A 25,935-nucleotide genomic window follows, 5' to 3' on the forward strand; every position below is an offset into this window, starting at 1 on the left:
TTTATTGAATAGAGAATACTTCTTTTTCCAATAATTCCTCTGGCTTTTGGCCGATCGGATCATTATGGAAATAATCACGGATGACCCCATCCTTTACATAGTTGGCGATAGACACCATAATCATCCCCTGATCAAGTGCAAGATAAGCTTTAGCAAGTTCTCCAGTTTCTACATTCACAGAATCATAGAACCCGTATTTACCGTACATATTGAAATCTTTTAAAGCTTTGATGTTTTTCCGCACAGCTTCAGGTGCATATTCCAGAGCAAGAAACGAAGCATGGGCAGTTACGGTTGCTCCGTCTTTATAGCCCGATGTACCCAACGGTGTTGCCGCAAACTCACTGTATCCGGTCGGAGTTGCAGAGGGAGAGAATCCCCATGCAGGATAGCCTTTTTCCTTGGCATAGGCGATTTGCAGCTCTACATGACGTTTATTGTTTAATCCCAACGCTTTTGTGCCAAGCTCTTTTTCTTTCAAAACGATTCCAGGCATAAGCCCTTCAAACATACTTCCTCCCCAGCTAGGCACAAACTTTACACCTTTGTATTCATAGCTCCCCTCGAAAACGGTCACTCCATCGTACTGCGCGTTTTGTCCTTGCGGAATCTGAGCTTGCCAATCCCATTCTTTGGGCATTGTACGATACAATTTCCACCAATGCTCCTTAGGCACGTCGCCTTTCCCGATGGCAATATAGCTTGCAACACGCGGTTCCGTGTAAAACGCTCCGTAATGATGATCGGTCAGTTTGCCTTGAGCGACATCATAGCCGCCGCGGAACTGGCCGACTTCCGGATCATACAACGGTGTATAATTCATGTTCTCAACCAACTTGCTTGTTTGTCCGTGCAGCTCTTCATAGGCTTGCCCGACGACAATTAAACCTGCGGAAAGCCACCCGTTATCCACCTGAGAGATAAACTGTCCCCAATCTTTCTTCACGGAACCGTCATCCGTGTTATACCAGTTATAGAACAGGCCGTTCCATTTTTCCATCTTTTCGAGCGTATTTAAACTGATTTGAATGCGCTTAACCGCTTCCGTTTTTGAAATAATGCCCAATTGCTGTGCTGAAACGGTACTCATCATATACATGCTGATATTTGTCGGCGAGGTACGCTTTGCTTCCTTTATTCCGTCTTCCGTAATGCGCACTTCATCGTAGGTCATACCTGTTTTCGGATCCGTATGGTCCTGAAAATACTTATAGGTTTTAATTGAAATCGCTTTCAGTTCAGCTCGAAAAGCAATTTGGGTTCCGGCATTACTGGCTGAAGCCATTGGAGTTACAAAAAAATTTGCTAAAAGGCCAACGGTCAAAATAAAACTAATGAGTCTTCCTTTTTTCATTAATTTTCTCCTCTCGAATTTAATAATAATTGAAACGTTTCACCAAAATAATATCATAAACATCATTAATTGATAAGTATTTTTTTCTAGTAAAGTACGAACGAACAGCGGAATTAGCGAATTTTGGCGAGTGAATTATCGAAACGTTTCGATTTTCTGATCAAACTTTGCTCTTCTGGAATTTGTTCAGCGGAATGCCGATCTAGGCGCAACTGCAGCTTTGCCTGGCGGGTATAATTGAACGAAACGAAAGCGAAGAACCGAGACAAGATGAATCGGTTCTTCGGCTTCAAGAGACATTTTATATTTCCGCGAAGTCTGGCCAGTCTACCCTTATCGGTTTTCGTAATATGCGCTGACCCTCCAGCATCAGACTCACTTCTTCCAAGCGGCCGTCCATCACCGGGAACATGATATCATTGCCCTCGCCTCTCAAATCCAGGTGTATGGCACGCTCTGTCTCCAACACCTCGGCTCCGCAGCTGGTATGTACGGAGGATGGGCTCAACCGGGCTTTGGGGGCCAGATCCTCCGAATCGTTGCCCTGTACGCCAACAATGTAATGTTCGTCCTTCAGCAAGCTTTACTGGATTCGCTCGATGGCATCCGCTGTCAAACCGGCCGGGAATACTCCTTTGCCAAGCATTCCTCGACGGCTGCGGCGACGGCTTCCCCCATCTGTGCGCCCGTCAGCATGACACGGGTGGAACACATGGCCACATGCGTAGCGCTGATGTCCCGGCCTGCGAAGAACAAATTGTCCACGTTCACGGCATACAGACACCGGGGAGGAATGTTGTACAGACCTTTGTGATGGACGTGGTGGAAGGGCTCATTTTCCTTGTCCCAGAAGCCGCCGGAGGATGATGGTCCAGACTCCAGCCCCCATAGGCAACCGCGTCGGGGAACTCCGTTTGGTTCACGATATCCTGCTCCGTCAACTTATACGTTCCAGCCAGCCTGCGGGATTCCCGTTTACCAGGGATGGTACCCACCCATTAGATTGCTTTCATCTTAATTTCTACAGGATAGCTTACTCTTGTTGCCAACGCAAAAACACCTCCAAGGTTGTCTCCATATCTTACGATATAGCTGCATTCTCTTGAAGGTGTTTTAATTTGTCTCACATTATGGGGGTCAGTCCACGGTACCGTTCAAACATCCGACGTTCTTTTGTTTGTCTAGGTCTCTCTCCTCAACTGCTTGTAGCGCTGTGTCTTTATTCTCCAAGATACATCACCCGCCCGAATGAGATTTGATATACTCATTCGATGTACTGGTCTAGAAAGCTATTCCAAGAAATTTGTAAGTTCAACTTATATTGTTGATGAAATTGGCTTTGATTAAGAAGCGCTTCAGCATAGTTGCAGACTGGGCACGGGTTCCAAAGCTGCCCGGTTCCAAAGTATCACTTGTCATTCCTTTTATCAGACCGGCTTGAATGGCCGCAGCCAGCTCCGCCTTCGACCAGTCGACCTGGCCGGCATCCTTGAACGATGCCAAAATCTCATCCTGCTTCGCCTGTGATACTTTGGCGTCGATGCCCGCGTAGGTCATTGCGCGGACAACCATGACCGCCTGCTCTTCGCGCGTAATCTTGTTGTTCGGACGGAACGTGCCGTCCTCATACCCGCCAAGGATGCCTGCTTCGGTCGCCGTCGCTACCTCTTCGCCAAACCAGTCGGCGGCGGATACGTCGCTGAAGCTTGCTTGTGCCAGCGTGGGGTTCAAGCCAAGCGAGCGGACGAGCATAGCTGCAAATTCAGCGCGGGTGATATGGCGCTCCGCGTCGAAGCGATTGTCGCTTACACCGTTTACGATGAGCTTGTTGGCCATAAGCTCTACGTCGGCCTTCGCCCAATGCCCTGTCATGTCCGCGAAGCTATTGTTATTTTCGATGACTGTGTACACGCTGTTTCCGTTGCGCTTTATCGTAGCCGTCGTTTTGCCATCCTTAGTCGTGAACAAAGTCGGTACGAAACGGAGCTGCTTCGTTCCCGGCACATATTGTACGCCGGTCGCTTTGCTCGAATCTACTGCCTTATTCAGGGTGATTTCCAGGGAACCATACGCGGAACCGAACGAAACCGGGATCGTTTGCCCTGTCTTGCTGACCGCTTCGGCCTCAAACTCCACCGGAGCCGACACCAGATTGCCGCCCGTTGCAGCAACAGCGCTTTGTACCGCTGCGGCATTATCGGCATTTAGCTTTGCAAGCGTGAAGCGGATCGATACGTCGTCAACACTTACTCCGAGCTGCTGGGCCAGTGTGTCGAGCTTGATCAGCGATAACGGTAGCGTATAAGTCACGTTGTCTATAATAACAAGCAGTGTCTTGCCGTTCGCCCGGCTTGCGTCTAGCAAGCCCGCTGCAGGGAGCTCCAGCTTATCTCCGTCGGATTGAACCTTTACGTTAGAGTGAGCGGCAAGTGAATCTTTTAGCTCGGCAGCTCCTACTTTTCCTTCCTTGGCTATGATCAGATCGGCAGCCTGTGTGGCCGGATTGGCCGGCTGGTTTACGCCGCCAGCGCTGGAGGAGCCGGAGCTTGTACCGCTGCTGCCGTTGTTACCACTGTTGTTGCCACCGTTGTTACCACTGTTGTTGCCTCCATTGTTGCCACCGTTGTTGCCACCGTTGTTGCCTCCGTTGCCATCCTGCCCCTTTACTTTTATCGAGACAGGCTGCGTGTAAATATCATACTGGTTGTTCTCATCGAGGGAGGCTGTATATCTCATGAGCACATGCGCCGTTCCCGGCTTTATGGCCGTTACTTTGCTGCCGCTCACTTCCACGACATCTTGTCCGTCTAACAGAACGACTTCCGGCGAGATGGTTGTCTTCGTACCTTTATAGGACTCCACGATTGCCGACAATGAGGTGCTCTCACCCTTGGCCAGCTCATGCTTGTCCTGCTCCGGCTTGATTGAAGCCGCCCAATCCTCCGCCCAGAAAGCGTAGTCGGTCGTAATGCCGTAAACTCCCAGCTTCATGAACCGGATAACATCATTTTTATTGTTGAATGTCCACGGAGAAATGATGATGCCCCGATGCTTGGCAGCCTCCATAAAGTTTTTGCCTAAACTGTCATAGCTTGTATTGAACGTAACGTTCAGTCCTTGGACAAGCTTCAGCGTATCTCTTAGCGCTTTATTGACATTCGTCTCACTTGCATATCCACCGGTTAATAAGCCCAGCGGCATTTCCGGCATCAACTTGGACATCCGCTTCAATTGACTGCTGTCGAAGGACATCACATCGACAAGGCCCTCGGCATTATTTTCCTTGATGGTCCGAACAAGTGCGTCCACTGCCTCAGGCGTGGCTGTCTTGATCTCGGCCATAACCATCCGGTCCTTCTCCCTGGCAAGATCGATTTGCTCCTCCAGAGTCGGAATTTTCACATCGGGAAACCCGTCAGGGTGCGGCTTGTTCGCATTCAATTGCTTCATTTGCTCTACCGTATGATCCTCGACATTTCCGGTACCGTTCGTCGTGTGTTCCAGCACCGAATCATGAATGATGACCAAATGTCCGTCTTTGCTTAGGTACATATCGTTTTCGATAAAATCCGCACCGCTTTCCAGTGACATCCTGTTGCCTTCGATGGTGTTCTCGGGAGCTTTCGACGGCACGCCTCTGTGTCCGATAATATAAGGCTTGCGAATCAAAGTCACGTTGTTGGAATATACCTTCAACGCCTCAACCGCCGCTTCGTGCGCATTCGTAACGATTCCATTCACACCTGCCGTTATAAGCTGGTGCATGGCTATGTTTTGGTTCGGCTTGTTAGCTGTTTCCTTTGCCCATACCATAATCATCCGTTTCTGGAGATACTCCACATTGTCTTTCGAAGAAGCATTCATCGGCAATATAGCCGTTTTGGCAAGGCTGGTCGTCGTCTCTCTTCGAATTTCAAGCAGATCTTCCTCGGTCAAGTTGCTACCTGCCGAACTGAAGTCCACGATGCCGCGAAGCATCGGATAAGCGGTTCTTGCTCTTTTGACCAGCTCTCCGTTATCGGAAATAATGGCGGCATCCTCCCATCCGTTCGTTTGCAAATAATCCGTCAGTTCGTCTACCGAAGCCTCGTCCTTCACATAAAACGCCGGAATCACGCTGTTTCCGATCGTTTCAAGAACAGATTCGACCGTACTGACTGCCGTCTTCCCTACCGGATCGGTAACCTTCAAGCCTTGTCCCACATGCAGCACAATGGTTGCAGGAAGCGCAGAACCGCTCAGCTCAGCCAAGTCATTGGCGTTTTGAATTTCCTTCACTACAGAAGGGGCCATCGCAATGCTCGTTTCGGGCTCCGCCACCTGAACGAACCGTTCTTCCGACATAATAGGCAGATCATCCTCTTGCAGCGTCACGCGAATATTGTCAACTTTCATTCTGCTCCCATTAGCTTGCAAACCCACCGCTCCTTTGGAGTAGGCTGAAGCTAGATTGGTATCCACAATAATCTGGTCATTGATCCATTGCTGAACCCGGTTTCCGTGCGCCTTAACCGTGTAATGATACATTTTCCCGGCGTCAATAGGTTCGCTGTTCGAGCCTCTGTCGATGACGTTCCAGCCGTTGGCGGGAGTTCTCTCTGCAAACTCAACTCCGTAGGCCGCGGTAGCGTCTTGCCGTACAGCCATTTGATAATAAGGGTAATCAAGATTTTGAATGCGATACATGATGGAATGCCATTTGGAGGTATCGTTCGCCTCCAAATGCGTCACATCGGCTTCAATTTTGTAGTTGCCAAAAGCACTCAAATACGACGGCAAAATAACCCGGGCCGGATTATCCGACTCATCAAGTCCATTGAGCTCAAAAGCTCTCGACTTCACCGCAGCATTGTCAGCGGCTTCCTCCTCTGAATTGAACACCTTGATGTCATCCAGGTAAAACGTTCCGGATGTATTGGCTTCACCCGGGGCGGCAAAAATGAGAATTCGTTTTGCATCGGTTATGTCGTCTTTGATTCCTGAAGTATCCCAGGTGACTGTCTCCCAATTTCCATTCGTGTTAACCTGGAATTTCTTCTCGTGCGCCCCGTTTACTTCTTCGAATTTCACGATCAGGTTCACGTTGCCGTTGACCTTGAAACTCAATTGATTCCCACCGAAATAAGCCGAATTCGGATCAACATTTGCCTTCATAAAGGCCCAGGACTGTGTTTTCTTGTCATAGTCGACACGTAAAGCGTTGCTGCTGTCATCGGTTATCTGGTTATCCAAGTTAAACGTATAGACTCCTGCTCCCGAATCCTGCCATCCGCTGTGTACGGAATTGCCGTCAAAATCGTCAATGATCCGTTCCGCATAAACAGGACTCGTGGACTGAGGTATCGTCCAGCCTTCAGGAAGCGTACCGTCAGTTAGATTGTCAAAGTTTTCCTCATACAGGACGTATTCGGTATCTTCTGCATTTTTGGCATGAACCATCATACTGACAGATACACTATCTTTCGTACCTGTAATCGTGTAGACACCTTTTTGCTGCGCGATTAGCCTACCGTTCTCAAATACGACAGCAGGATTGTCCGATGTCCAAGTCAGCTCATTGCCTTTCACAATGCCTGAAGTAAGATCATTATAGTCTGCTTGAAACTGCAGCGTGCTAAGATCTAATGCCGTTTGAGCATTCGCGAGCACATATTCTTTTTCACCCTTTAAGGAAACGACCTTGATACCCGTCAAAGAAGGCGTCACGGTAATTTCTTTTGCAGCCTGCGCATTGTCATAGACAGCCGTAATGGTTGCTTGCCCAGGCTTAAGGGGGTAAAGTTTGTTATTGTCGATTTTGATGATACTCTCATCGGAGGAATGCAGTATTACTCGGTCCGAAGGTACTTCCGCCATAATTCCATCCGAGAAATAGACGCTGCTCGTCACGCTGGTCGCGCCGCTCAATGCCTCCAGCGTGCCGGGTACCGTGAAATCGAGCTGGTCTGCTGTGAGCCGGGTCACCTTCAAATTGTCGAAGGACACCTCGCTCTGATCCCCCTGGAAGCCGATCATTCCATTTTCCGAAAGCTCATCAACAGTTAGATTTTTTTCTCCGTATAATGTAAAGTTCGTGTCATCCTTGGCTTTCAAGTACATCTTAACGTTACGGTCAAAAACTCTGACTTTCATTGTGTAATCCGTATTCGCCAGCAACGGAGATCCTGTTGCACTTATGGGCGTGGGATATAACCAATTACCGTCGGTGTTTTTATAAGCCGTTTCAATCGTACCATTTTGTTTAATCGTCATTTGCGAGTAAGGCGGCTTTCCATCTGACGACGCCCGGAACATAATGGAGGCTCCACTTCCCGAGTTTAAGAAGCTGTCGAACCGTACATCAGCTTCAATGACATAGTTGTCCCACTGCATCGGCGTCAGAATCCGGCTCTGTTTGCCGTAGGAATTTCCTTCGAACGTCATTCTCCCATCGCCATAAGTACTCTGCACAACAGTAAAAGGGGGGCTTCCCACGTTGACATCGGATATCCAATTAGGAGGTAAATCTCCTGTCTCGTAACTGTCAAAATTCTCCTCAAAGAATATCGAATTCGTACTACTTGACTCCTCTCCGTGAGCTTTAGAAACCAAGGCGCTTGGCTGAAAGAGCCCACTGAACAAACAGGTTATCGTTATAATACTTATAAGCTTTGCAGACATTTTTTTCATATTGGTCTCCATTCCTTTCACGGATTATCTTTGAAAAGTAAAAATTTTTACGACTGCTGCCGAACCCTCCTTCCCGCTACCTCTTGCAATCAACACAAAAAAACCACTAATTCATCAAACGGAAAATACACGCCTTATGGGCGTACATTTCATTTGCTGAATAGGGTTTTCTCCTGGGCTCATACCCTTGATTTTTCAGTTATCCATCGCAATTCCTACTTTAACAAGCTTTTGTTTTCGGAATGTCAGATCATACAAAAAAAATGTAAATATGCAGACTATCGCAGCAATACAGATTGAATTCCATCACTTCGTTTCATGAGAACATGAAGACATCCTAGATGAGGAAGCTGTTTTCATGTCCCCGAAAGAACAACTTCAGCAACAGTGGGCAACTCGTATCGCAGATGTGTACCACGAAGTAACATATGAGGAAATAATATCCATTATAACTGTTCTTTTTTTCATCAGTAACATCCCCTTCTTATTCCTTTTCAGCGCATCAAAAAAACCTTTATGCCATTCCAAACAAACGCGGATTCCCGCTGCAGGAACATACATAAAGGGTTTTCTCTAGGTCTCTACCCTTTGCTATACATTACATGTGCCTTTGAGGTTTTTACTTAATGCCGGCATGCATAAAGCTATCAACAAACTGCTTCTGAAATAAAAAGAATGCGATTAGGAGCGGAGCCATGACCAGTATAGTGGCAGCTGTTACGTCCCCCCACTGGGCTCCCGTCTCAAACGATTGTGCGAATATCGCGATCCCGACCGTAAGCGGGCGATTATTGACGGAATCCGTCACAATTAGCGGCCACATGAAATTGCTCCACTGCGCGCTGATCGATGTAAGTGCAAAAGCAACATACGTCGGACGTGCAGACGGCAGATATACATGCCACAGCGTCTGCCACCATCTGCAACCGTCTACTTTGGACGCTTCATCAAGCTCGTAAGGGATCTGTTTGAACGTCTGCCGCAGCAGAAACACGCCAAAGGACGATGCCCAGAACGGCAGCATAACCGCCAGCTTCGTATCAATTAAATTCAGCTCTTTCATGATCGTGTAGTTCGGAAAGATCAGAATGTCCGGAGGAATCATAATCTGTACCAGAAACAATAGGAACACCAGTGTCGATCCGATAAACCGAAGCCTTGCAAAAGCATAGGCAGCAAGCGTTACGCTCAGCAGCTGTACAGCCAATATGCCTGCAACAATAAATAGGGTGTTCCAATAATAAGTTGGAAATGGGATGGTGTTCCAAGCATGTACATAATTCGCAACGGTAGGATTGCCTACAGCAAATGGATTCGTTCGAGTCAGCATCTCATCCGATGGCGTTATGGAAGTGACAGCCGCCCATACGAGCGGAATAATGAAAACCAAGGCAAGCAGGATAACAGCAATCCGGTTAATGAAGAAATACATGGCGCGTCCCTCCTCTAATAATGAATCCGCTTGTCAAGAAAAGTATAATAGATTGTGGAAATGACTAGCAGAATGACAAGCAGAATCACGGTTAATACGGACGCTTTGCCCATATCCCAGAAGCTGAACGCCGTCTCATACAGATGATACAGCAGAAGATTGCTTGCGTTGTCCGGGCCGCCTTTGGTCATAATGTACAGATGGTCAACAACCTTGAAGCTATTGGTTGTAGCGATGACTAGCACGAACAACGTAGTTGGCATGACTAGCGGAAACGTCAAGGTTCTAAACTTGCGGAATGGACTCGCCCCGTCAAGCTCTGCCGCTTCGTATACCTCGCGCGGGAGTGCCTGCAGTCCGGCAAGATAGAAGATCATGAAGTAACCGGCTTCCTTCCAGATCAGCATAATCATCATCGAGACGAGTGCCCAGGAAGGATCGCCCAGCCAGTTCGGCCCATCAATGCCGAATAAGCCAAGAAACTTATCGAGCAATCCGTAATCCGGCGTGTAGATAAATAGCCATATATTCGCGATGGCGATCATTGGAATCAAGGTCGGATAGAAGAAAGCTGCCCGGAGCAAACGGGTCCCCCGCAGCTTATTGTTGACCCAGATCGCCATATAGAGTGCCAATATCGTGCTGACCGGGACGGTGACAACGGCCAACAGCAGATTGTTTCGAAGCACCTTCAAGAATACCTCGTCCTTAAGCACTTGCCCGTACAATTCCAAGCCAACGAAATGCTTGACCGACATCGTTGTCTCATGCATGCTCCAAATCAGCGCCTTGCCGATCGGATAGAACGTAAAGACGGCCAAAACAATTAGCGATGGAAGCAGCAGGGCATATGCCAAAATTGAGTCCTTCCATAACCGCGCTCCAAATAGTTGCCTTACCCCATTAATCACCGTTTATCCCTCTTTCTTTAGTTGCGGTATTTCTTCAGAATAGCATCCGCCTGCTCCTGCGATTTCGCAAGTGCTTCCTCAGGCGTCATATTGCCAAGCAGCGCCGCTTGAATATTGTCGTTAAACAGCTTTGTGATTTGTCCGTTCTGATAAGTGGACAGCTCGCTATCCGCGTATTTCATCTGATCGCGCGCTACTGCTGCCTGCGGGAACTCCGCTACGTATTGCTTCAGCAGGTTAGTCTCATAAGCGGCTTTCGTTGTCCCTACATAACCGGTATCGATCGACCATTGTGCAACGCGCTCCGGCTCAGTCAGGAAAGATATAAACTTGTAGGCGGCTGCTTTATTTTCCTCGGAAATGTCTTTGAAGACATACAGATTTCCTCCGCCTGTAGGCGAGCCATAGCTTTTGTTAGCAGGCAGGAATGCCACGCCAAAGTCAAATTGCGCATCGGTTTTTACTTTCGTCAGGTTGCCAGTTGTGTGAAACATCATCGCTGTTTTACCGCTAATGAAATCGGACGGAACCGTCGCCCATTCCAATACGCCCTCCGGCATAACTTTATCTTTGCGGCCAAGATCGGTGTAGAACTGAAGCGCTTCGTTCACTTCCGGTTTGTTGAAGTACACTTCCTTGCCGTCTTTGGAGACGATATTCGCACCCGTCTGCAGCGACAGCGCCTGCAGCATCCAGTATTGATAGCCGGTGCTCGGAATCTCGATGCCCCATTGCGTAACATTACCCGCTCCGTCCTTCTTGGTCAGCTGGCTAGCGAAGCTGCGCAGCTCATCCCAGTTCGCCGGTGCCTTCTCCGGATCAAGCCCTGCTTTCTTGAACATATCCTTGTTGTAATACAACGCAATCGTGCTGCGCTGGAACGGTACGCTCCACACTTGATCGCCGGATTTCGTATTACCCATGAACGCTTCGTAGAAACCGTCGAAATAATCCTTCGAGAATTGCGGGGTAAGCTCTTCGATCGCATTCATTTCAAGCAGGCTGTACAGCTCTGTAGAGAGCAGCACCGCCAAATCCGGCGAGTTGCCTCCTTGAGCCGCCGTTACAGCTTTCGTCATCGTATCCTGATAGCTACCAGCATAAATCGGATTGACTGTAATGTTCGGGTTCTCTGCATGGAAGTCGCTGACCAGCTTATCAATTAAGCTCGTAATTGGTCCGCCAACCGCTACCGGAAAGTAAAAATCCAGCACTACAGACTTTGTATCCGTTGAAGGCTGCGACTCGCTGCCGCTTGATCCCGCATTGCTCCCGCAGGCTGTAATAATTAACAGTAATGCCGTCATGATCATCAATCCTAGTTTTCTCATGTTACATGCGCCTCCCATAATTTGACCCATTTATTAGATTCCTTCATCTGGAAGATGAAGGGTGATGCCCGCATACTTCTTAAACAGCATCCAACAGCGCTGCCACGGATGGCCACACATAGTTCGGCTTAATACCGGTTCTGGCAACCGATTCCTCCGAATCGACTCCCGACAAAACAAATGCCGTGTGCATCCCACTGCTTTTCCCAAGAAGAATATCCGTCTCCAGCCTGTCGCCGATCATGAGACATTGCTGCGGAGTACAGCAGTTCAGTTGTTGCATAACATACTCCGCGTAATAAGATGAAGGCTTGCCGATCGTTGCAAACGTATCAAGCATGCTGGCCGTCTCAATTGCCTTAACAAGCGACCAAGTATCTGGAATGACTCCATCTTCAGTCGGGCAATAAGGATCCGGGTTCGCCGCAATCAGCTTTGCGCCGCTACATACAGCCATCATCCCCTGAGTCAGCTTCTCAAAATTGAATTGATGGTCGAGTCCTACTAAGACATGCGAAGCTTCAGCGGCATCTCCAACTGTTCGGATTCCGAAGCTTGCAAGGTCTTTAAGCATTGCTTCTCCGCCAATTGGGTATATTCTTGCATCTGGCGCGTAGGATTGAAAGTACTTGCCTGCTACCGTCAGCGCGGTAACAATCTCATTAATGCCGCAAGCAATGCCCATTTTCCTAAGCTTGTCCCGGACCTGCTCTCGTGTGTAGACGGTTGTGTTTGTGGCAAACAGAATCTTTTTTGAACGCGCCCGGAGAAGCTGAATAACTTCTGCCGCTCCATCGAGCCCTTTGCTGCCGACGTAAATCGTTCCATCTAGGTCAAACAAATAATTATCGTAATTCATAAGCTCAACCTTACTGTTGCTCCGTGACGTCATTTGCTTCTGTCCGTTTGGAAAAAATTCTCCCAAGCTTTCTCGTAAGTCCACTAGCTATCCCCTTTCCAACCAAAATAGCCCTTGTCCGAGGAGTCGGATGGTGAATAAGACCATTTTGTTGGTCCTAGTCACATCCAGCATTCCTGAACAAGGGTTTTCTCATCGTCTCAACCCAAAATCAATTGCTTGGTATGAGCCTATTATAGAGTTAAATTGTTTGCGCAGTGTTATTGAATGTTTATGTTTTTGTAATAGACTTAAGCTTGTGGCCGTCGTCGATGCATATACCCCACATATGATGGTCTCCGCTTGAAATGTAATCAGCGCCGCTTGCCAGTGCGTCAACAATCTCTTGGTTATGTCTGATGAGCCCTCCTACAATTAGAGGTTGATTAATTTTCTCCTTAAGCTCTCGGATAACCCTCGGCATCAGCCCTGGCATCAGCTCCACTTCATCGGGACGAGTAGAATTGATCATTCGAATTGCAGTATTAATTGCCGCAGTGTCAATTGCGAATATTCGTTGAATGCTCCGAAGCCCTGATTGCCTTGCGGCCGCTACCATATTGGACTTGGTCGTCACTATGCCGTCAGGCTTGAAAGCATTAGCCAAGTAGCTGATGGCAGTAGCATCTCTTCCTAATCCTGCAATCATTTCCACATGTACATAGACCATTTTTCCTCTGTCATGCAACTGATCAATAAGGTTTTTGAGACTGCCGATGTTACCTGCCATAAGATTCACTCGTTGCACATCACTGTTCAAGGCAAATTCCAACTGCTCCACGTGGGTCAGAGAAGCAATTAAAGGATAATTGTTCACGATTCAATTCCCCTCTCCAATTTTCTCTACAATAACAAAAAACTGTTCGCTAAGTGTTAACGACACTGGGACTGCCCCCATAACATGAGACAAATTAAAACACCTACAAGAGAATGCGACCATGTCGTAAGATATGGAGACAACCTTGGAGGTGTTTTTGCGTTGGCAACGAGTGTAAGCTACCCTGTAGAAATTAAGATGAAAGCCCCTACCCTTTTGGTGATGGCTTATGCTGTGCACGCAAGCAAGTTCAGCGGGACCGTCTCCAATTTGTCTATGAATGCGCCCAGGAGGGCATTTTTCCACTTAGGCCGCTTGGATCAGGGGTTTCGAGCAGATTAGTGATACTCACAATTCCTATATAGCGAAATGAAACAGCCGCTCTACAGGATTGCTCCGTTGAGGCGACTGTTTCATTTCGATAGTCTTTATTCCGTCTCCGCAGTAGCTTAGAAGCGGATGTGAGCATCAGCTTCATTCGCTTGACTCCTACTGCACAGCGCCAGCCGTGCGGGCCGGGAGCCGCACTCGGCACAAAGCGTTTATCTGCCGTCCAGCAGATTGCCCAGACCGCCAAGGATGCTGCCTTCTTCCTTGCGTCCGGAATTACCCGCAGCCGACAGAATGCTGTCTGCCATCCGGCTGAACGGCAGCGACTGCACCCATACCTTGACCGGCCCGCGCAACTAGACAGCCGGTATTGAGCTTAATCGTCTCGCCAAGCTGCAGTGTACACTCCATGACAAGCCGCCAGAGTGGACGAAGGAAAGTCCATCTCCTTCAAACTTTTGTATAATGAAGCCTTCACCGCAGAAGAAGCCCGCGCCCAGCTTGCGCTGGAATTCAATCCCGATCGAATCTCCTCTGGCTGCGCAGAGAAAGGAATCCTTCTGGCAGATGATTTTCCCGCCGTGCTGCTGAAGATCTAAGGGAATGATTTTGCCCGGATACGAAGCGGCAAAGGTTACGCTTTTGCGGCCGTAGGCTCCGCTGTGCGTGAAGATTGTATTGGAGAGGAAAAACAGGCTGCCGCCATCGTATCCGAGATGAAAGACCGACAGGACAAAGTCGTATCCGCCATTGCCAACAAAGAGAAACCCTCCGTGCTGGTTGTCTCGCCGCTTGGACCAAGCACCTGCCCTTATTTGCTCGGCTCCTCCAATATGTCATATGACCAGGTGCGTCATACCGGAGCCGAACACGCCGCAGACGGCCTTGGATTAACTCGTACGACCAAAGCGACCATTGAACAAGTGATCAAGGCCGATCCCGATTATATTCTGCTTGTCGTAGATGTTTTTCTTTCAAAACCAACATACGCAAATAGGATGCCCAGTGCAATTACTGACGCAAAATAATAAGCAAAACTGTAGTCAGTTATATTTACGAGAAGGCCGGAAAGAAAAGGCATCAAACCGCCCCCAAGACAACCCATGGCCATTATGATTGTCATTACTGTCTCTTTCGAATCTGAATATTTCTTTGCTGCTGAATCAATAATCATAGGCCAGATTGGTCCGGATGCGAATCCGGCTAAAGCAAAAAGCGTAATTTTCCAAAAAGGACTCGTTATAACCATCGCACCGGCAAGAGATAATCCCAAAAGAATCGAACTTGACGTAAGGATCGTTTTGGTGTTCAGTTTTATAATGCCGCTAAGGAAACGTGATGGTACCATTGCTCCCCAGTAAAGCGACAGCGCGAGAGCACTGCTATTTGAAGCATGTGCTACAAGTTTGAAATAACTATCGGCATAGAATCCCGCGATCCCTTCAATTCCTCCATATAGGAACAACGAAAGCCCCAAAAGAATGATAGGAAGCGTTTTAAAATAGTGAAAAGAAGTATGATGCGGTTGGTTATGCAAACCTTCCTTCCAGGTTTTAACATGCTCAGTGAAAATTCCGACGATTCCTCCCATCCCAAAAAGCATGCTTACTAATAGGAATAGAGCCGTATATGTAAATCCGGTTTTAAACATTGCTTCCGATAGAAAAGGCCCAATTAATGCGCCAATACCCGCGATTGCCTGTGACATACATATATGATATCTCGAATTTAAAGGGAATTCATCTGATAGAATAGCCGAGGTAGTGGTCTCCAGCATGGTAAACCCCATGCCTGTGATTATTAAAGCAATACTAAACAAGATGAAACTGGAGGTTGAAGACATCAAAATAGTTCCACAAGTAAGAAAAGCATATGCCATATAAAGTAGTTTCTTTTTCCCCATTCTTCCGGATAATGTCCCAATAAAAAGAGAGGGGATACACATTCCAAGATATTGTATGGCCACAATCAAACCGGCAATAACGATACTGAGAGAAAAGTACTCCTTTATCTGCAGAAGAGAAATCTGAATTGTCGAAAGATAGATGCCTAACGTAAAGGTATTATAGTAGCATAAAAAAATCAAAAGCCGCTTAGAATGTTTCATTTAGGGTCTCCTTTTACATCTTCTGTGACTATTAACCAGAATTCAGTTTTGAATATTCGATAAAAATAATAAACGGCACCCGTATAAACGGATGCCGCTTATCGTATTCATGAAAGGGAATAGAAAATCTGGTTATTATTTACGCATAATCATTAAGACGTATTATTTGGCTCCAACACTTCTTGCCATTCTCATCAATACCTTCTATACGTACATAGAGATCTGTCGGCTTTATAACATACTCACAGCAAGTTATAGCCTCAAGGTTTGCCTTTTGCACTCTATCTTCGCTAAACAGGGTATTACTCATAAATGAAACCTGTTTTACTGGAGAAGTTTCCACAATAATTCTTCCATTATTTATTGTAATTTGTTTTATTTGAGGCCCCTGTGAACAATAAAAGTTCCCACTTCTAATGTTTTTTAATATTTGCTCTTTATTCAGGCATTCAGAATTCACCATAATGTAACCGCAGGATACTTCATCATCATAATAATGAGTATCATCAACGGCAAAAATCATGGGAGTCAATCCACTAATCGCAACCATATCTATATAATAATCTGCAACGCCTCTTGCATTTCTTATTTCACACTCTGAATTCCAAATTTCTATACCTGTATAACCTTCTAATTCAACAGAATCCTGGTATTGCATTAATGACGTAACGGGATGCGCAATTATAGCAAGACCCTGTTGATTGATAATTTGATTTATGGCATTTTGTGGAGTGTCGCAATCTTTTAAGTCGATATTATTGTCCATGCCTACGCCAAGTATATGATATGTTTTATTGGGATACTTCTCATCAAAATCAATTTCGATACCGCTCAGTATCAGAAAATCTTTTTCATCATGGTCAGGATTATAAATATTGTGATCTGTTACTGAAATGAAATCATAACCTAATTCTTTATAGACATGAATACTTTCGTCGTAGCCCAATAACCCATCGGAAATGGTGGTATGCATATGAATGTTGCCTTTATACCATTGATTGCTTTCGTTAAATAATTTCATAAATTTCACCTCATTAGTTTTTTACTAGACTTTATTGCTCAACTCAATAGAACATTTTAACGTAATGTTTGACGGTATCTTCCAAAGACTTACCCTCTCTTTTTGCAATTTTGGCTATTACAACCGAGCATAATAAGTCCAACACATGTGCTTGTGCAATTTTTGTAATAAAAGTTCCGCCTATCATGGGTGTCTCTCTTATTCCCGTACATAAAACCATATCGCAGTACTCAGCCATTGGTGAATTCTTTCTACCAATTAAACCAATTGTTGTGGCCCCTTGCTCTTTAGCAATTTTAATAGCATCAATAGACATTTTTTTACTTCCAGAGTAAGAGACTCCAATTGCAACATCATTGGGATCTAGATGCTTGGCATCTAACATTTGAAAAAAAGGATCGCTTTGACTATAGCAAGTTAATCCCATCATACTGAAACGTTCATAGGCATCCATTGCAGATAATCCAGATCCTCCAATGCCAAAAAAAGCTATTTTTTTGGCATTTATAATGCTTTCTGCCGCATGATCAATTTGATCTATATCTATGGCTGCTGTTGCATCTTCAATACCTCTTTTATTTATAGTCATCACTGAATGCATTATTTCTTCTATTTCTCCCTGTTTTTTATCAACTTGATTATTATCAACATTTGGTAGATTCTGTGCTATTGAAAGTTTTAAATCTTGATACCCTTTTGTCTTTAGCTTTCGGCAAAATCGAATGATCGTTGCATCTCCAACGTTTGCTTTCTTGCCTAATTCAGTTAATGACAAGTGTAGTATATTAGCAGGCTCATCAAGAATAACTTTCGCAATCCGTTTTTCAGCATGCGTTAAATCTGGAATCAATTTTTGAATATTAGTAAATATTTCACCTGACAATTAAATCCCTCCATAAAGCTTAATTAAGAAAACAAATACTATTTTTTGGAATAAACATTTTTACTTCTTCTGCCTCATTGTATTGAGAGAAAAATGGTGCATTAATTGTGTCAACATACAACATATACCTATCTGTGCTTACCTTATAACGCAAAACATTTCCAAGTAATGTTTTATCCGAAATGCTGCCTTCTAACCATATACCTTCCTCTTCTGAATGACTCGTTGTAGAAGCTTTTGGGTATAAGCATATTGCTTCTGGTCTGATCGCTATTTTTTTATATTTGTTAACATTTAGACCCAAGTTTTTTACTTTTTCAGTAGGCAAAATATTAAAATTACCAATAAAGCCAGCAACAAATTCCGTTTTCGGTCGTTCATATATTTCTTGCGGTGTTCCAATTTGTACGATTTCTCCTTCTTGCATAACAAATACTCTATCAGATATTGTTAATGCTTCTTCTTGATCGTGTGTCACAAAAATAGTAGTCATTCCCACATCTTTTTGTATTTTACGTAATTCAGATCTTAGATTTTTTCGAATTTTTGCGTCTAGTGCGCTGAACGGTTCATCCATTAACATTAGCTTAGGTTGTATAACAAGAGACCTTGCCAACGCCACTCTTTGCTGTTGCCCGCCTGAAAGTTCATTTGGATAAGCTTCACTTCGATCTTTTAACTCAACGAGTTCCAGAACTTCATTCACCTTTGTATTAATCGTCTTTTTGTCCAATTTTCTCATTATCAGGCCAAAAGCAATATTATTGAATACATTCATATTGGGAAAAAGGGCATATGATTGAAACATAAAGCCTACTTCTCGATTTTTGGGTATTACGTTTGTAATCTCCTTTTTGTCCAATACAATTTTTCCTTCTTGATGATCAGTTAGTCCGGCAATACATTGCAGCAGTGTACTTTTTCCGCAACCACTGGGTCCAAGCAGGGTAACTAATTCTCCTTTATTAATCGATAATGATAGATTTTTTAAAACCTCAGCTTGGTTATATTTTTTTGTTAAATTATCAACAACTACATAGCTCATATTTTTTTTCTCCCGTATAAATGATTACTAATAAATAGTATCAATCCTAGCAATATCATCTCCGCAAAAAAATACGTAATGGTTACAGCACTGGCAATATGTCCGCTTTCTTTTAATCGGTTATATAGATATACTTGAATTGTTTCAAATTGAGTTCCAAGTGAAAAATTCACTATAACAAATTCCCCTAATAATACTGAAAGAGACAGCAATATTGATGAAACAACACCGGGTAATATATTGGGAAATACGACCTTCAAAAACGCTCTTATTTTTGATGCTCCAAGCATTTCAGCTGCGGATGTCAATTGCTTTACATTTAGAATTTGCATACTATTATCAATGCTTTGATACATAAATGGTAATATAAGGATACAATAAGCGCCGATTAATATCCCTATCTTTCCAGTAACGGACGGAGCTATGCTCGCATAAGCACGTATTAATCCTGCTACAAGAATTACACCCGGAACAGCAAAGGGAATGATGGATATAAATCGCATAATTTTTCTAGCATTAGGGAAATAATACAATATTGTGAAAATAGTTGTTAATACAACAATCAAGCTCATTAAAACACTTACTGTACAAACAAATGCAGACCTTCCAAGTGCAGCTGAAAAACGAGGGTCCTGAAACAACTCACTAAACCAGTTAAATGTTAGATTTTGCGGCAGTATTGAACTTTCCCATTTTGTTGCAAATGAATAAATAAATGTAACTAGTAAAGGAGCTAGAAGATATATCATCGTTATGATTATGATTAGTTTAGGTAGTTTTAAACTTTTGTTCATCATATATCCCTCCTAACTCTTTTCAGTAAAAGCTGGTTAAGCCATACTGTAATAATCATTAACAATGATAAAACAATAGACAAAGTGCTTCCCATTTCGGGTTGTAGTGTAATATCTCCAGATATTAAGGAAGAAATCCTGATAGTCAAAAGATTGTAATTGCCGCCAACAAGAGCATAAGCAGTCGCCTGCGACCCCATTGCATTCGCAAAAAGAATACTAAAGGTTCCAATTATACCCGGAAGAATTACCGGTAAACCAATATATCTCCAGAAAGAAAAGCTACTTGCTCCTAAAATAGATGATGCCTTAACCCAATCTTCTCTAATTCCATTAAATAGTGGAAATAGAAATAACACACCTATTGGTATTTGGAAAAATACATAAAGCAAAACTATACCTGACCATGAATACAAATCAAAATTATTAAAACCTACTTGGTTAAGCATTGTAGTTATGACACCACTATATCCAAACATAACAATATATGAGAAGGCCAATGGAACACCGGAAAAATTTGCTGTCATATTGGTTATAATTATTAATACATTCCTAGTTTTATCAGCAAACCGTGTGATCCCATATGATATAAACAAAGCGGCAATGATTCCTATAACACTTGAAAGTAATGAAATTAATAAGCTGTTTTTCATTGCTACCAAATAAAATGAATTTGTAAAAACATAGTTCTCAAAAGTTAACCTTCCAGTACCTCCAGCATGAAAGCTATCAATAAACATATAGCTAAAAGGTATTAAAAGAAAACCTATGATTATAAACATTATTGGCACTAATCCTATTATCGTATATAACAAATGAAGATTTCTTTTCATTCTTTATCCTCCATTTGAGCTTGGCTTGTGCATTCACACGCGCCGCAGGAATTGCTCAAGTCCAATTCGTCTTCATTGCTGGATAATCATCCAAACAATTGATTATCCAGCGTCTAATACTATTCCAATTAATCTGTTAATTTAAATGTAAAAGTACTCTTTCTTGCCAAACTAAAGGTAGCGTTCCTGCTATTTTTTGCAATATATCAGGGTCTTTAACCTGCAATAACTTTTGATCAGCATCTACCTGGAGCATTTTATTTGATATATTTTTAGGCATTTCAACTGACCTGATTGGTCTGACATAACCATTTGCGAATGCAGTTTGTCCTTCATCACTTAAAATATATTCTACTGCCAGTTTAGCGGCGTAAGGATGTTTTGCGTATTTGTTAATTGTCAGAAGATCGCCAGAAATAACACTGCCATCACTTGGTATGCTAACATCAAATTGATCATGGTTTATTTTTTCACGATAGGACATCGAATTATAATCCCATAATAAAGCAACTTCTGTTTCCCCTTTTTCTATATTCTGATAGTTTAAATCTACTTTAGATAACCTTCCTTGTTTGGCTAATGTTTCAAAAAACTTAATTCCTGGTTCCAAATTATTTTCATCTCCTCCAAATGCATACGCAGCAGCCAAAACTGCCATCTGTGCCTGAGCACCTTTTGTAACATCGCCTATGGATACTTTATAATCTCCATTCAATAATTCTGCCCAACTCTTTGGAGGATTTTTAACTTTATTTTTATTAGTCAAAAATGACATTACTCCTGAGTTAAAAACTATCCTATAACCATCATCATCTTTGGCCCAATCAGGAATCTCATTCCAATAGCTTGATTTATACGGCTGCATAATACCTTTTTCATGGGCAATTGAACCAAATCCAAATCCAATTGCACCCATATCAGCAGATGCATTTTCACCTTCAGCTGCCATTTTCCCTACTGTTGATGCACTATCCATGTCTGTATCATACTGTTTGATGCCATATTTCGCTTCAAATCCGGCCCAAACCTCTCCCCAATTTGCATAATTATCAGGCATTCCTAATGTTACTAATGTTCCTTCCGCTTTTGCTTTTGAAATAAGCTCATCCATTGTAAGCGTCTCTGTAGTTGATGTACCAGGCGAGTTTCCAGGACTTTCCGTCGTTGAAGATGTATCACTTGTTTTTGTCTGGCTCACATTACAGCCGGTTAATGAAGCAATTATCATACATAATGTAAGCACTAATACAAATTTGTTTCGCACAAGTTAAACCTCCCATTTTTTTATTCTCTTCAGGCATTACTGTTGTCCAATAAAACCTAGATTAGACTGTTTAATAATTTGTAATTTATAGAAGTGATACTTTCTACTATGACACTGGTGTTACTTAAATCCTGCTTATAAGATGATGTAATGTTATTGAAGCCGATGCATTTCATTCCTGCAGCCCCTGCCGCATTTGCACCGTGTGTAGAATCTTCTATAACTACACAATTTTTAACATTAACATTTAATATGTCTGCTGTTTTAATAAAGATATCTGGTTCTGGCTTTCCTTTAGTAACATCTTCGCCGCTAACATAAACATCAAAATAATTGTCCAATTCTAAACGATGAACTATATAATTTATAAAACTGCGCGGAGATGACGATGCAATAGCTGCTTTAATATTATTGTTTTTTATTTCCATTAATAAATCTAAAATCCCAGGAATAGCTTGCAAATTGCTGTTACAAAAAATCTCATTTCTAATTTCACCATGAATTTCTACTATTTTTTTTAATTCATCTTTGATATTAAAATCCTTAACAATACTCTTAAAAAAATCAGAACTTTTCACACCGATAAATCCAAGTAAAAATTCATCTGAAACATTTATTTCATAATGATTTAATAGTAATTTATCTGCTTTCATGTGTATTGGTTCACTATCTACGATTACTCCATCCATATCAAAAATTACAGCTTCTAACAAAATTTTTCCTCCTAATCAAAATTACATAATATGAAACATTACAAAAGGTTAATAGGTATGAACAATTTTAAAACCCTTAAAAGAATTTTTTGTCCCCCCCCACACAATAAATTTTGGAGTTAATCTCCATTTTTTTTTTATTACGAAGTATTTATCCAAATCTTCAGTTCGTATTGTAACTTAATAAGTTGCTGATTGTTGTCAAGTCTTTGTAAAAGTTATGTTAAATTTATTATTAAACAGATGCTTATTTTATAGCTGCAATTAGATTATTCTATCAGCGGCCTGATAGTTCAGCAAAAGTCAAAGTTATATCCATTTTTATTAATTTTAGGTAGATATTATTTATATCTTCGGTTATGATATTTCTTGTTAATCACCAGTCTCAAAATACAATAATTTTCGTTTGCAATTGAAGGTAGATCGTAGCCCCTCTAAAGTTCAGAAGATCAAAAACACACCTTTGGCTCAGAAACCTTGGGATGGGTTTTTACTTTCTCTTGTAGTTATTCCCGATGTCTCGCAAGCTTGAAAACCAACAAACTAAAATTTGAACAAATGTTATTTAAGTATGTGGAACATAATGTTAACATTGGAGAGTATAATCAAATCTTGGGTGGGCAAGGTATCCCTTCGAGACGGTTTGGATTTGAGATTGAAGCGCTTCATACCTGTTGAGCAATCGTCCGATGAGCCGTTTGATTTCCGGGCCGATGTCCGTCAGACCTACGGAACGATCAGCGGTGGCTAAGAGCAGCGCCGCTCGCTCACAGCTTGGGATCCACCGACGTGCTTCATGCCCGCTTTTCGCCAGCCGTCCATGAGCTCGATGGTCAAGCCTTTCAAGTCCTCAGGCAGCGGGAATTGCTTTAACGTCGCCAGAGCTCGCGTGCCGTTCCACCCCTTAAATACGACCCTGGTTGAAACATAAAATGATCTATTGAGCAAAAAAGCTTTCCATAGCCGCCCGTTGGGGTGATTATAGAAAGCTTTTTTTGCTTTGCAGTGTTTAAAGCGCTCGCTTAAAATTATCCAGGAAACTGTGTTTGATAATGCCATCTGTCAGGATTGTGTTCAAATTATCCATGATGAGTCGAATGCGCCTCGCCTTTGGGTAAAGCACCTCAAGAAGCTCACGAGCTTGCCCAGCCCAATCGGATTTGGTCCGTCTCCAAGCCTGCAACTCTCCCCCTCCAGCCGAACTCAAACAAACCGGAAGCTAATTTAGGTTACTCTGCTCGGAGCAGCTAAATCATTGTTGGCCCGGTACAGTCCGGCTTGATCACTTGATGCTGGGATGACGAACAGGAGCTTCAATAGCATGTTTTATCTGCTGCCATTTGTCTTAATATCATCAGATACTAGCACTTCCATCATTTTTTTGAGATTCCTTGCTTTTAATCATGGATAAAGACACAACAAAAAGGGAAAATAATGCTAATACTCCACCAACTATCGGATTCATCTCGATACTAGCACGCTCGATAACAGCTCCGCCAATCATAGAACCCAATGCAATTCCAAAATGCGCGGCTGAGTTATTTATGCTCTGTTGAATATCAGAAGCCTCTGGTGCAGAGACGATTAGGTAGCTTTGTATAGCTGGTGAGATTGCCCAACTTAGCATACTCCACAGCATCATAACGATGATAAATACAGGGAAAAACGTTGTCGAAAATGGAATAGAAAAAATCGATATTGCAAAAACAATGATTACGCCGATTATTGTTTTTGGCGGGCCGAAGCGATCTGATAAGATTCCTCCAATGCCACCGCCGATAATGGCTGCTACTCCAAAAATCAATAAAATGATGCTAATCCAGTTTCCTTCTAATCCCAAAGTCGTTTCTAAGTACGGTGTGAGATAAGCATATAGCGTTAAATGTCCCGATAAGAATAAAAGGGATGTTAACTGTATCAATATAATTTTTCTGCTTTTCAAGGACCGTAACTGTTTTTTTAGTTGTTCTTTTAATGGAATACCTGCTTTAGGCTCAACTTTTCCCATGAAGAAATACATGCAAAATAAGGATATAGCTGTAAGGATTACTATCAGTAAGAATGGGGCACGCCAACCAAAGGCATTACCAAGCACTAATCCTAATGGAACACCAAGAACTAATGAGGCGGTTGTACCCATATAAACGACTGCTATTGCCCTAGCACGATATGCTTCCGATGTGATATTTGATGCAATGGTGACGCATAATGAAATGAGTAAAGATGCGCTCATCCCCGAAAACACTCGGGCAAGCATAAGCATCGTATAGCCTGTACTTAACGTAGCTAAAACATTCGCAAGAAGGAATACAATCAAAGTTATCAGTATGAGCTTTTTTCTTTCCATTTTAGCAGTTATTGATAAAAAAATAGGTCCAGAAACGGCATACACAAAGGAAAAAACTGAAATTAACAAGCCGACTTGTCCAAGTGAGACATTGAGATCATGGGCGACTAAGTGAAGAATGCCCCCTAAAATTAGTTCTACTAAACCAACGACAAAAGAAACGATCGTAAGTAAGTACACTTTCCTATTCATAAAGCACCTCGTTTTTTATAATATAGTTACCACTACAGTAGTAACTTTTTTATAAGGCTACCATTAAAAGTTTAGTAAAACAAGTGGAAATCACCCTATAGATTGGTTTAAGCTAGTTGAAGGAACTAAAACTATCTACAAAAGAGGAGATTCAATGCTTCAACAATTTGGTTTTACACAGTATGAAAGTCAAGTGTATACATCGCTTATTACCATTAACCAAGCTCTTGATGCAACAGCCATTGTAAAACGGTCTAACGTGCCGCGTTCAAAAGTCTATGAGGTTTTAAATAAGCTTGTAAAAAAAGGGATTGTGTTAGAGGCGACTGTTGAGAAGAAACGCCAGTACACTGCATTGCCAATGAAGGTGTTGATTGAGCAATTAAAAAAAGACTTTGAGTCAAATATAGAAGAACTAAAAAAAATAGAAGTAATGAAAATAGAAGTGGATGATCGAGTTTGGACATTAAAAGAGAATCAATCCATCATCTCTGTAATAAAGGAATTGTCAAAGGAAGCGAAAAAATCAATCTTCATTTCCGCATGGGCAGATGATTTACAAGATTATTTGCCTTTGCTTGAAAAAAAGTATCAGGCTGGTTTGGAAGTGGTTATTCACGTAATTGGAGAAATCAAGACTATTATTCCAATGGTTTATACAATGATGCCTAATCAAAACCACAATATGTTGGAACGAAGCAGAATATTCATCGTTGATGAGCGTGAACTGTTGTTTGCGGGAATGGAAGAAGGAAGCTGGCAAGCCATTCGGACACAATCGCCGCCACTTGTAAAGTTTTTTACGGATTTTTTCTATCATGATGTCGCTCTAACTAAAATCACGCAGCGCTATCATAACATTGTGATGGAAGATGAAGATATAAAAAACATGCTTCTGAAACTTCGTTATTAAACGTTTATCGGCGTTATTGTGATATTGAAGATTTTTTGAAGGCGGGTGCAATAGTCCCGCCACCACCGCCTCTAGCTACAA

The 25,935-nt window shown here is 43.0% G+C and carries 24 protein-coding genes and 1 pseudogene; 3 read left to right on the forward strand and 22 right to left on the reverse strand.

The window, feature by feature from the left end:
- Nucleotide 1 precedes the first annotated feature (1 nt).
- The 12 genes and pseudogenes from ACWXW9_RS21305 to ACWXW9_RS21360 all read right to left on the reverse strand — a co-directional run.
- Nucleotides 2-1,354 (reverse strand): glucoamylase family protein, encoded by a 1,353-nt coding sequence (locus ACWXW9_RS21305; RefSeq protein WP_494931048.1) that lies wholly within the window; start codon nt 1,352-1,354, stop codon nt 2-4.
- Nucleotides 1,355-1,655: 301 nt separating this feature from the next.
- Entirely contained in the window at nt 1,656-1,934 is a 279-nt protein-coding gene (locus ACWXW9_RS21310) for a hypothetical protein (protein ID WP_494931049.1), read from the reverse strand.
- A gap of 32 nt (nt 1,935-1,966) precedes the next feature.
- A complete protein-coding gene (locus ACWXW9_RS21315; protein WP_494931116.1) occupies nt 1,967-2,158 on the reverse strand; it encodes an FAD-dependent oxidoreductase in 192 nt (63 codons plus the stop codon).
- A complete protein-coding gene (locus tag ACWXW9_RS21320) occupies nt 2,122-2,349 on the reverse strand; it encodes an FAD-dependent oxidoreductase (protein WP_494931050.1) in 228 nt (75 codons plus the stop codon). The genes ACWXW9_RS21315 and ACWXW9_RS21320 overlap by 37 nt, the downstream gene beginning before the upstream one ends.
- A 316-nt stretch (nt 2,350-2,665) precedes the next feature.
- Nucleotides 2,666-8,035 carry a glycerophosphodiester phosphodiesterase family protein gene (locus ACWXW9_RS21325; RefSeq protein ID WP_494931117.1) on the reverse strand — a complete coding sequence of 1,790 codons (5,370 nt, stop codon included), beginning with the start codon at nt 8,033-8,035 and terminating at the stop codon, nt 2,666-2,668.
- A gap of 607 nt (nt 8,036-8,642) precedes the next feature.
- Nucleotides 8,643-9,455, reverse strand: a complete 813-nt coding sequence (locus ACWXW9_RS21330; RefSeq protein WP_494931051.1) for a carbohydrate ABC transporter permease — start codon at nt 9,453-9,455, stop codon at nt 8,643-8,645.
- Nucleotides 9,456-9,469: 14 nt separating this feature from the next.
- Entirely contained in the window at nt 9,470-10,366 is an 897-nt protein-coding gene (locus ACWXW9_RS21335; RefSeq protein ID WP_494931052.1) for a carbohydrate ABC transporter permease, read from the reverse strand.
- A gap of 17 nt (nt 10,367-10,383) precedes the next feature.
- Entirely contained in the window at nt 10,384-11,697 is a 1,314-nt protein-coding gene (locus tag ACWXW9_RS21340) for an ABC transporter substrate-binding protein (protein ID WP_494931053.1), read from the reverse strand.
- 79 nt (nt 11,698-11,776) lie between these two features.
- Complete coding sequence (locus ACWXW9_RS21345) at nt 11,777-12,640, reverse strand: HAD-IIA family hydrolase (protein WP_494931054.1); 864 nt, start codon at nt 12,638-12,640, stop codon at nt 11,777-11,779.
- A gap of 187 nt (nt 12,641-12,827) precedes the next feature.
- The gene (locus tag ACWXW9_RS21350; RefSeq protein WP_494931055.1) at nt 12,828-13,412 is read right to left on the reverse strand and encodes a glycerol-3-phosphate responsive antiterminator; all 585 of its coding nucleotides are present in this window, start codon (nt 13,410-13,412) and stop codon (nt 12,828-12,830) included.
- Nucleotides 13,413-13,686: 274 nt separating this feature from the next.
- The gene (locus tag ACWXW9_RS21355) at nt 13,687-13,989 is read right to left on the reverse strand and encodes a hypothetical protein (protein WP_494931056.1); all 303 of its coding nucleotides are present in this window, start codon (nt 13,987-13,989) and stop codon (nt 13,687-13,689) included.
- Nucleotides 13,955-14,446: pseudogene (locus ACWXW9_RS21360) on the reverse strand (AIM24 family protein); the annotation flags it as partial. The pseudogene ACWXW9_RS21360 and the gene ACWXW9_RS21355, both read right to left, overlap by 35 nt.
- On the opposite strand from ACWXW9_RS21360, the gene ACWXW9_RS21365 reads away from it, so the two are divergent.
- Nucleotides 14,405-14,770, forward strand: coding sequence for an ABC transporter substrate-binding protein (locus ACWXW9_RS21365; protein WP_494931057.1), 366 nt, complete (start codon nt 14,405-14,407; stop codon nt 14,768-14,770). The pseudogene ACWXW9_RS21360 and the gene ACWXW9_RS21365 overlap by 42 nt on opposite strands.
- Here the strand turns inward: ACWXW9_RS21365 and ACWXW9_RS21370 are convergent.
- From ACWXW9_RS21370 to ACWXW9_RS21405, 8 genes are all read right to left on the reverse strand, one after another.
- Nucleotides 14,686-15,849, reverse strand: a complete 1,164-nt coding sequence (locus tag ACWXW9_RS21370) for an MFS transporter (RefSeq protein ID WP_494931058.1) — start codon at nt 15,847-15,849, stop codon at nt 14,686-14,688. The genes ACWXW9_RS21365 and ACWXW9_RS21370 overlap by 85 nt on opposite strands.
- A 139-nt stretch (nt 15,850-15,988) precedes the next feature.
- Nucleotides 15,989-16,870 (reverse strand): PHP domain-containing protein, encoded by an 882-nt coding sequence (locus ACWXW9_RS21375; RefSeq protein ID WP_494931059.1) that lies wholly within the window; start codon nt 16,868-16,870, stop codon nt 15,989-15,991.
- A gap of 43 nt (nt 16,871-16,913) precedes the next feature.
- On the reverse strand, nt 16,914-17,753 hold the full coding sequence (locus ACWXW9_RS21380) for a MurR/RpiR family transcriptional regulator (protein ID WP_494931060.1): 840 nt from the start codon (nt 17,751-17,753) through the stop codon (nt 16,914-16,916).
- 19 nt (nt 17,754-17,772) lie between these two features.
- Nucleotides 17,773-18,798 (reverse strand): ABC transporter ATP-binding protein, encoded by a 1,026-nt coding sequence (locus tag ACWXW9_RS21385; RefSeq protein WP_494931061.1) that lies wholly within the window; start codon nt 18,796-18,798, stop codon nt 17,773-17,775.
- Entirely contained in the window at nt 18,795-19,595 is an 801-nt protein-coding gene (locus ACWXW9_RS21390; RefSeq protein ID WP_494931062.1) for an ABC transporter permease, read from the reverse strand. The genes ACWXW9_RS21385 and ACWXW9_RS21390 overlap by 4 nt, the downstream gene beginning before the upstream one ends.
- Complete coding sequence (locus ACWXW9_RS21395) at nt 19,592-20,425, reverse strand: ABC transporter permease (protein ID WP_494931063.1); 834 nt, start codon at nt 20,423-20,425, stop codon at nt 19,592-19,594. The genes ACWXW9_RS21390 and ACWXW9_RS21395 overlap by 4 nt, the downstream gene beginning before the upstream one ends.
- A gap of 136 nt (nt 20,426-20,561) precedes the next feature.
- Complete coding sequence (locus tag ACWXW9_RS21400) at nt 20,562-21,689, reverse strand: ABC transporter substrate-binding protein (RefSeq protein WP_494931064.1); 1,128 nt, start codon at nt 21,687-21,689, stop codon at nt 20,562-20,564.
- 56 nt (nt 21,690-21,745) lie between these two features.
- On the reverse strand, nt 21,746-22,402 hold the full coding sequence (locus tag ACWXW9_RS21405; protein WP_494931065.1) for an HAD family hydrolase: 657 nt from the start codon (nt 22,400-22,402) through the stop codon (nt 21,746-21,748).
- A gap of 583 nt (nt 22,403-22,985) precedes the next feature.
- On the opposite strand from ACWXW9_RS21405, the gene ACWXW9_RS21410 reads away from it, so the two are divergent.
- Nucleotides 22,986-23,153, forward strand: coding sequence for a hypothetical protein (locus ACWXW9_RS21410; RefSeq protein ID WP_494931066.1), 168 nt, complete (start codon nt 22,986-22,988; stop codon nt 23,151-23,153).
- Here the strand turns inward: ACWXW9_RS21410 and ACWXW9_RS21415 are convergent.
- Both ACWXW9_RS21415 and ACWXW9_RS21420 read right to left on the reverse strand, forming a co-directional pair.
- On the reverse strand, nt 23,150-23,461 hold the full coding sequence (locus ACWXW9_RS21415) for a hypothetical protein (protein ID WP_494931124.1): 312 nt from the start codon (nt 23,459-23,461) through the stop codon (nt 23,150-23,152). The genes ACWXW9_RS21410 and ACWXW9_RS21415 overlap by 4 nt on opposite strands.
- A gap of 295 nt (nt 23,462-23,756) precedes the next feature.
- A complete protein-coding gene (locus tag ACWXW9_RS21420) occupies nt 23,757-24,941 on the reverse strand; it encodes an MFS transporter (RefSeq protein ID WP_494931067.1) in 1,185 nt (394 codons plus the stop codon).
- 154 nt (nt 24,942-25,095) lie between these two features.
- Between ACWXW9_RS21420 and ACWXW9_RS21425 the strand changes: the two genes are divergently transcribed.
- Nucleotides 25,096-25,854, forward strand: coding sequence for a TrmB family transcriptional regulator (locus ACWXW9_RS21425; protein ID WP_494931068.1), 759 nt, complete (start codon nt 25,096-25,098; stop codon nt 25,852-25,854).
- The last annotated feature ends 81 nt before the right edge of the window (nt 25,855-25,935 follow it).

The sequence above is a fragment of the Paenibacillus sp. LT-B23 genome (assembly GCF_059417685.1).

Bases quoted from the DNA above. Each gene is read 5' to 3' on its own strand.
- ACWXW9_RS21395 (WP_494931063.1), bottom strand. From the start codon at position 20,425: ATGAAAAGAAATCTTCATTTGTTATATACGATAATAGGATTAGTGCCA.
- ACWXW9_RS21370 (WP_494931058.1), bottom strand. From the start codon at position 15,849: ATGAAACATTCTAAGCGGCTTTTGATTTTTTTATGCTACTATAATACC.
- ACWXW9_RS21415 (WP_494931124.1), bottom strand. From the start codon at position 23,461: ATGGCATTATCAAACACAGTTTCCTGGATAATTTTAAGCGAGCGCTTT.
- ACWXW9_RS21425 (WP_494931068.1), top strand. From the start codon at position 25,096: ATGCTTCAACAATTTGGTTTTACACAGTATGAAAGTCAAGTGTATACA.
- ACWXW9_RS21385 (WP_494931061.1), bottom strand. From the start codon at position 18,798: ATGAGCTATGTAGTTGTTGATAATTTAACAAAAAAATATAACCAAGCT.
- ACWXW9_RS21375 (WP_494931059.1), bottom strand. From the start codon at position 16,870: ATGAAATTATTTAACGAAAGCAATCAATGGTATAAAGGCAACATTCAT.
- ACWXW9_RS21390 (WP_494931062.1), bottom strand. From the start codon at position 19,595: ATGATGAACAAAAGTTTAAAACTACCTAAACTAATCATAATCATAACG.
- ACWXW9_RS21330 (WP_494931051.1), bottom strand. From the start codon at position 9,455: ATGTATTTCTTCATTAACCGGATTGCTGTTATCCTGCTTGCCTTGGTT.
- ACWXW9_RS21420 (WP_494931067.1), bottom strand. From the start codon at position 24,941: ATGAATAGGAAAGTGTACTTACTTACGATCGTTTCTTTTGTCGTTGGT.
- ACWXW9_RS21305 (WP_494931048.1), bottom strand. From the start codon at position 1,354: ATGAAAAAAGGAAGACTCATTAGTTTTATTTTGACCGTTGGCCTTTTA.
- ACWXW9_RS21410 (WP_494931066.1), top strand. From the start codon at position 22,986: ATGTTAACATTGGAGAGTATAATCAAATCTTGGGTGGGCAAGGTATCC.
- ACWXW9_RS21325 (WP_494931117.1), bottom strand. From the start codon at position 8,035: ATGGAGACCAATATGAAAAAAATGTCTGCAAAGCTTATAAGTATTATA.
- ACWXW9_RS21340 (WP_494931053.1), bottom strand. From the start codon at position 11,697: ATGAGAAAACTAGGATTGATGATCATGACGGCATTACTGTTAATTATT.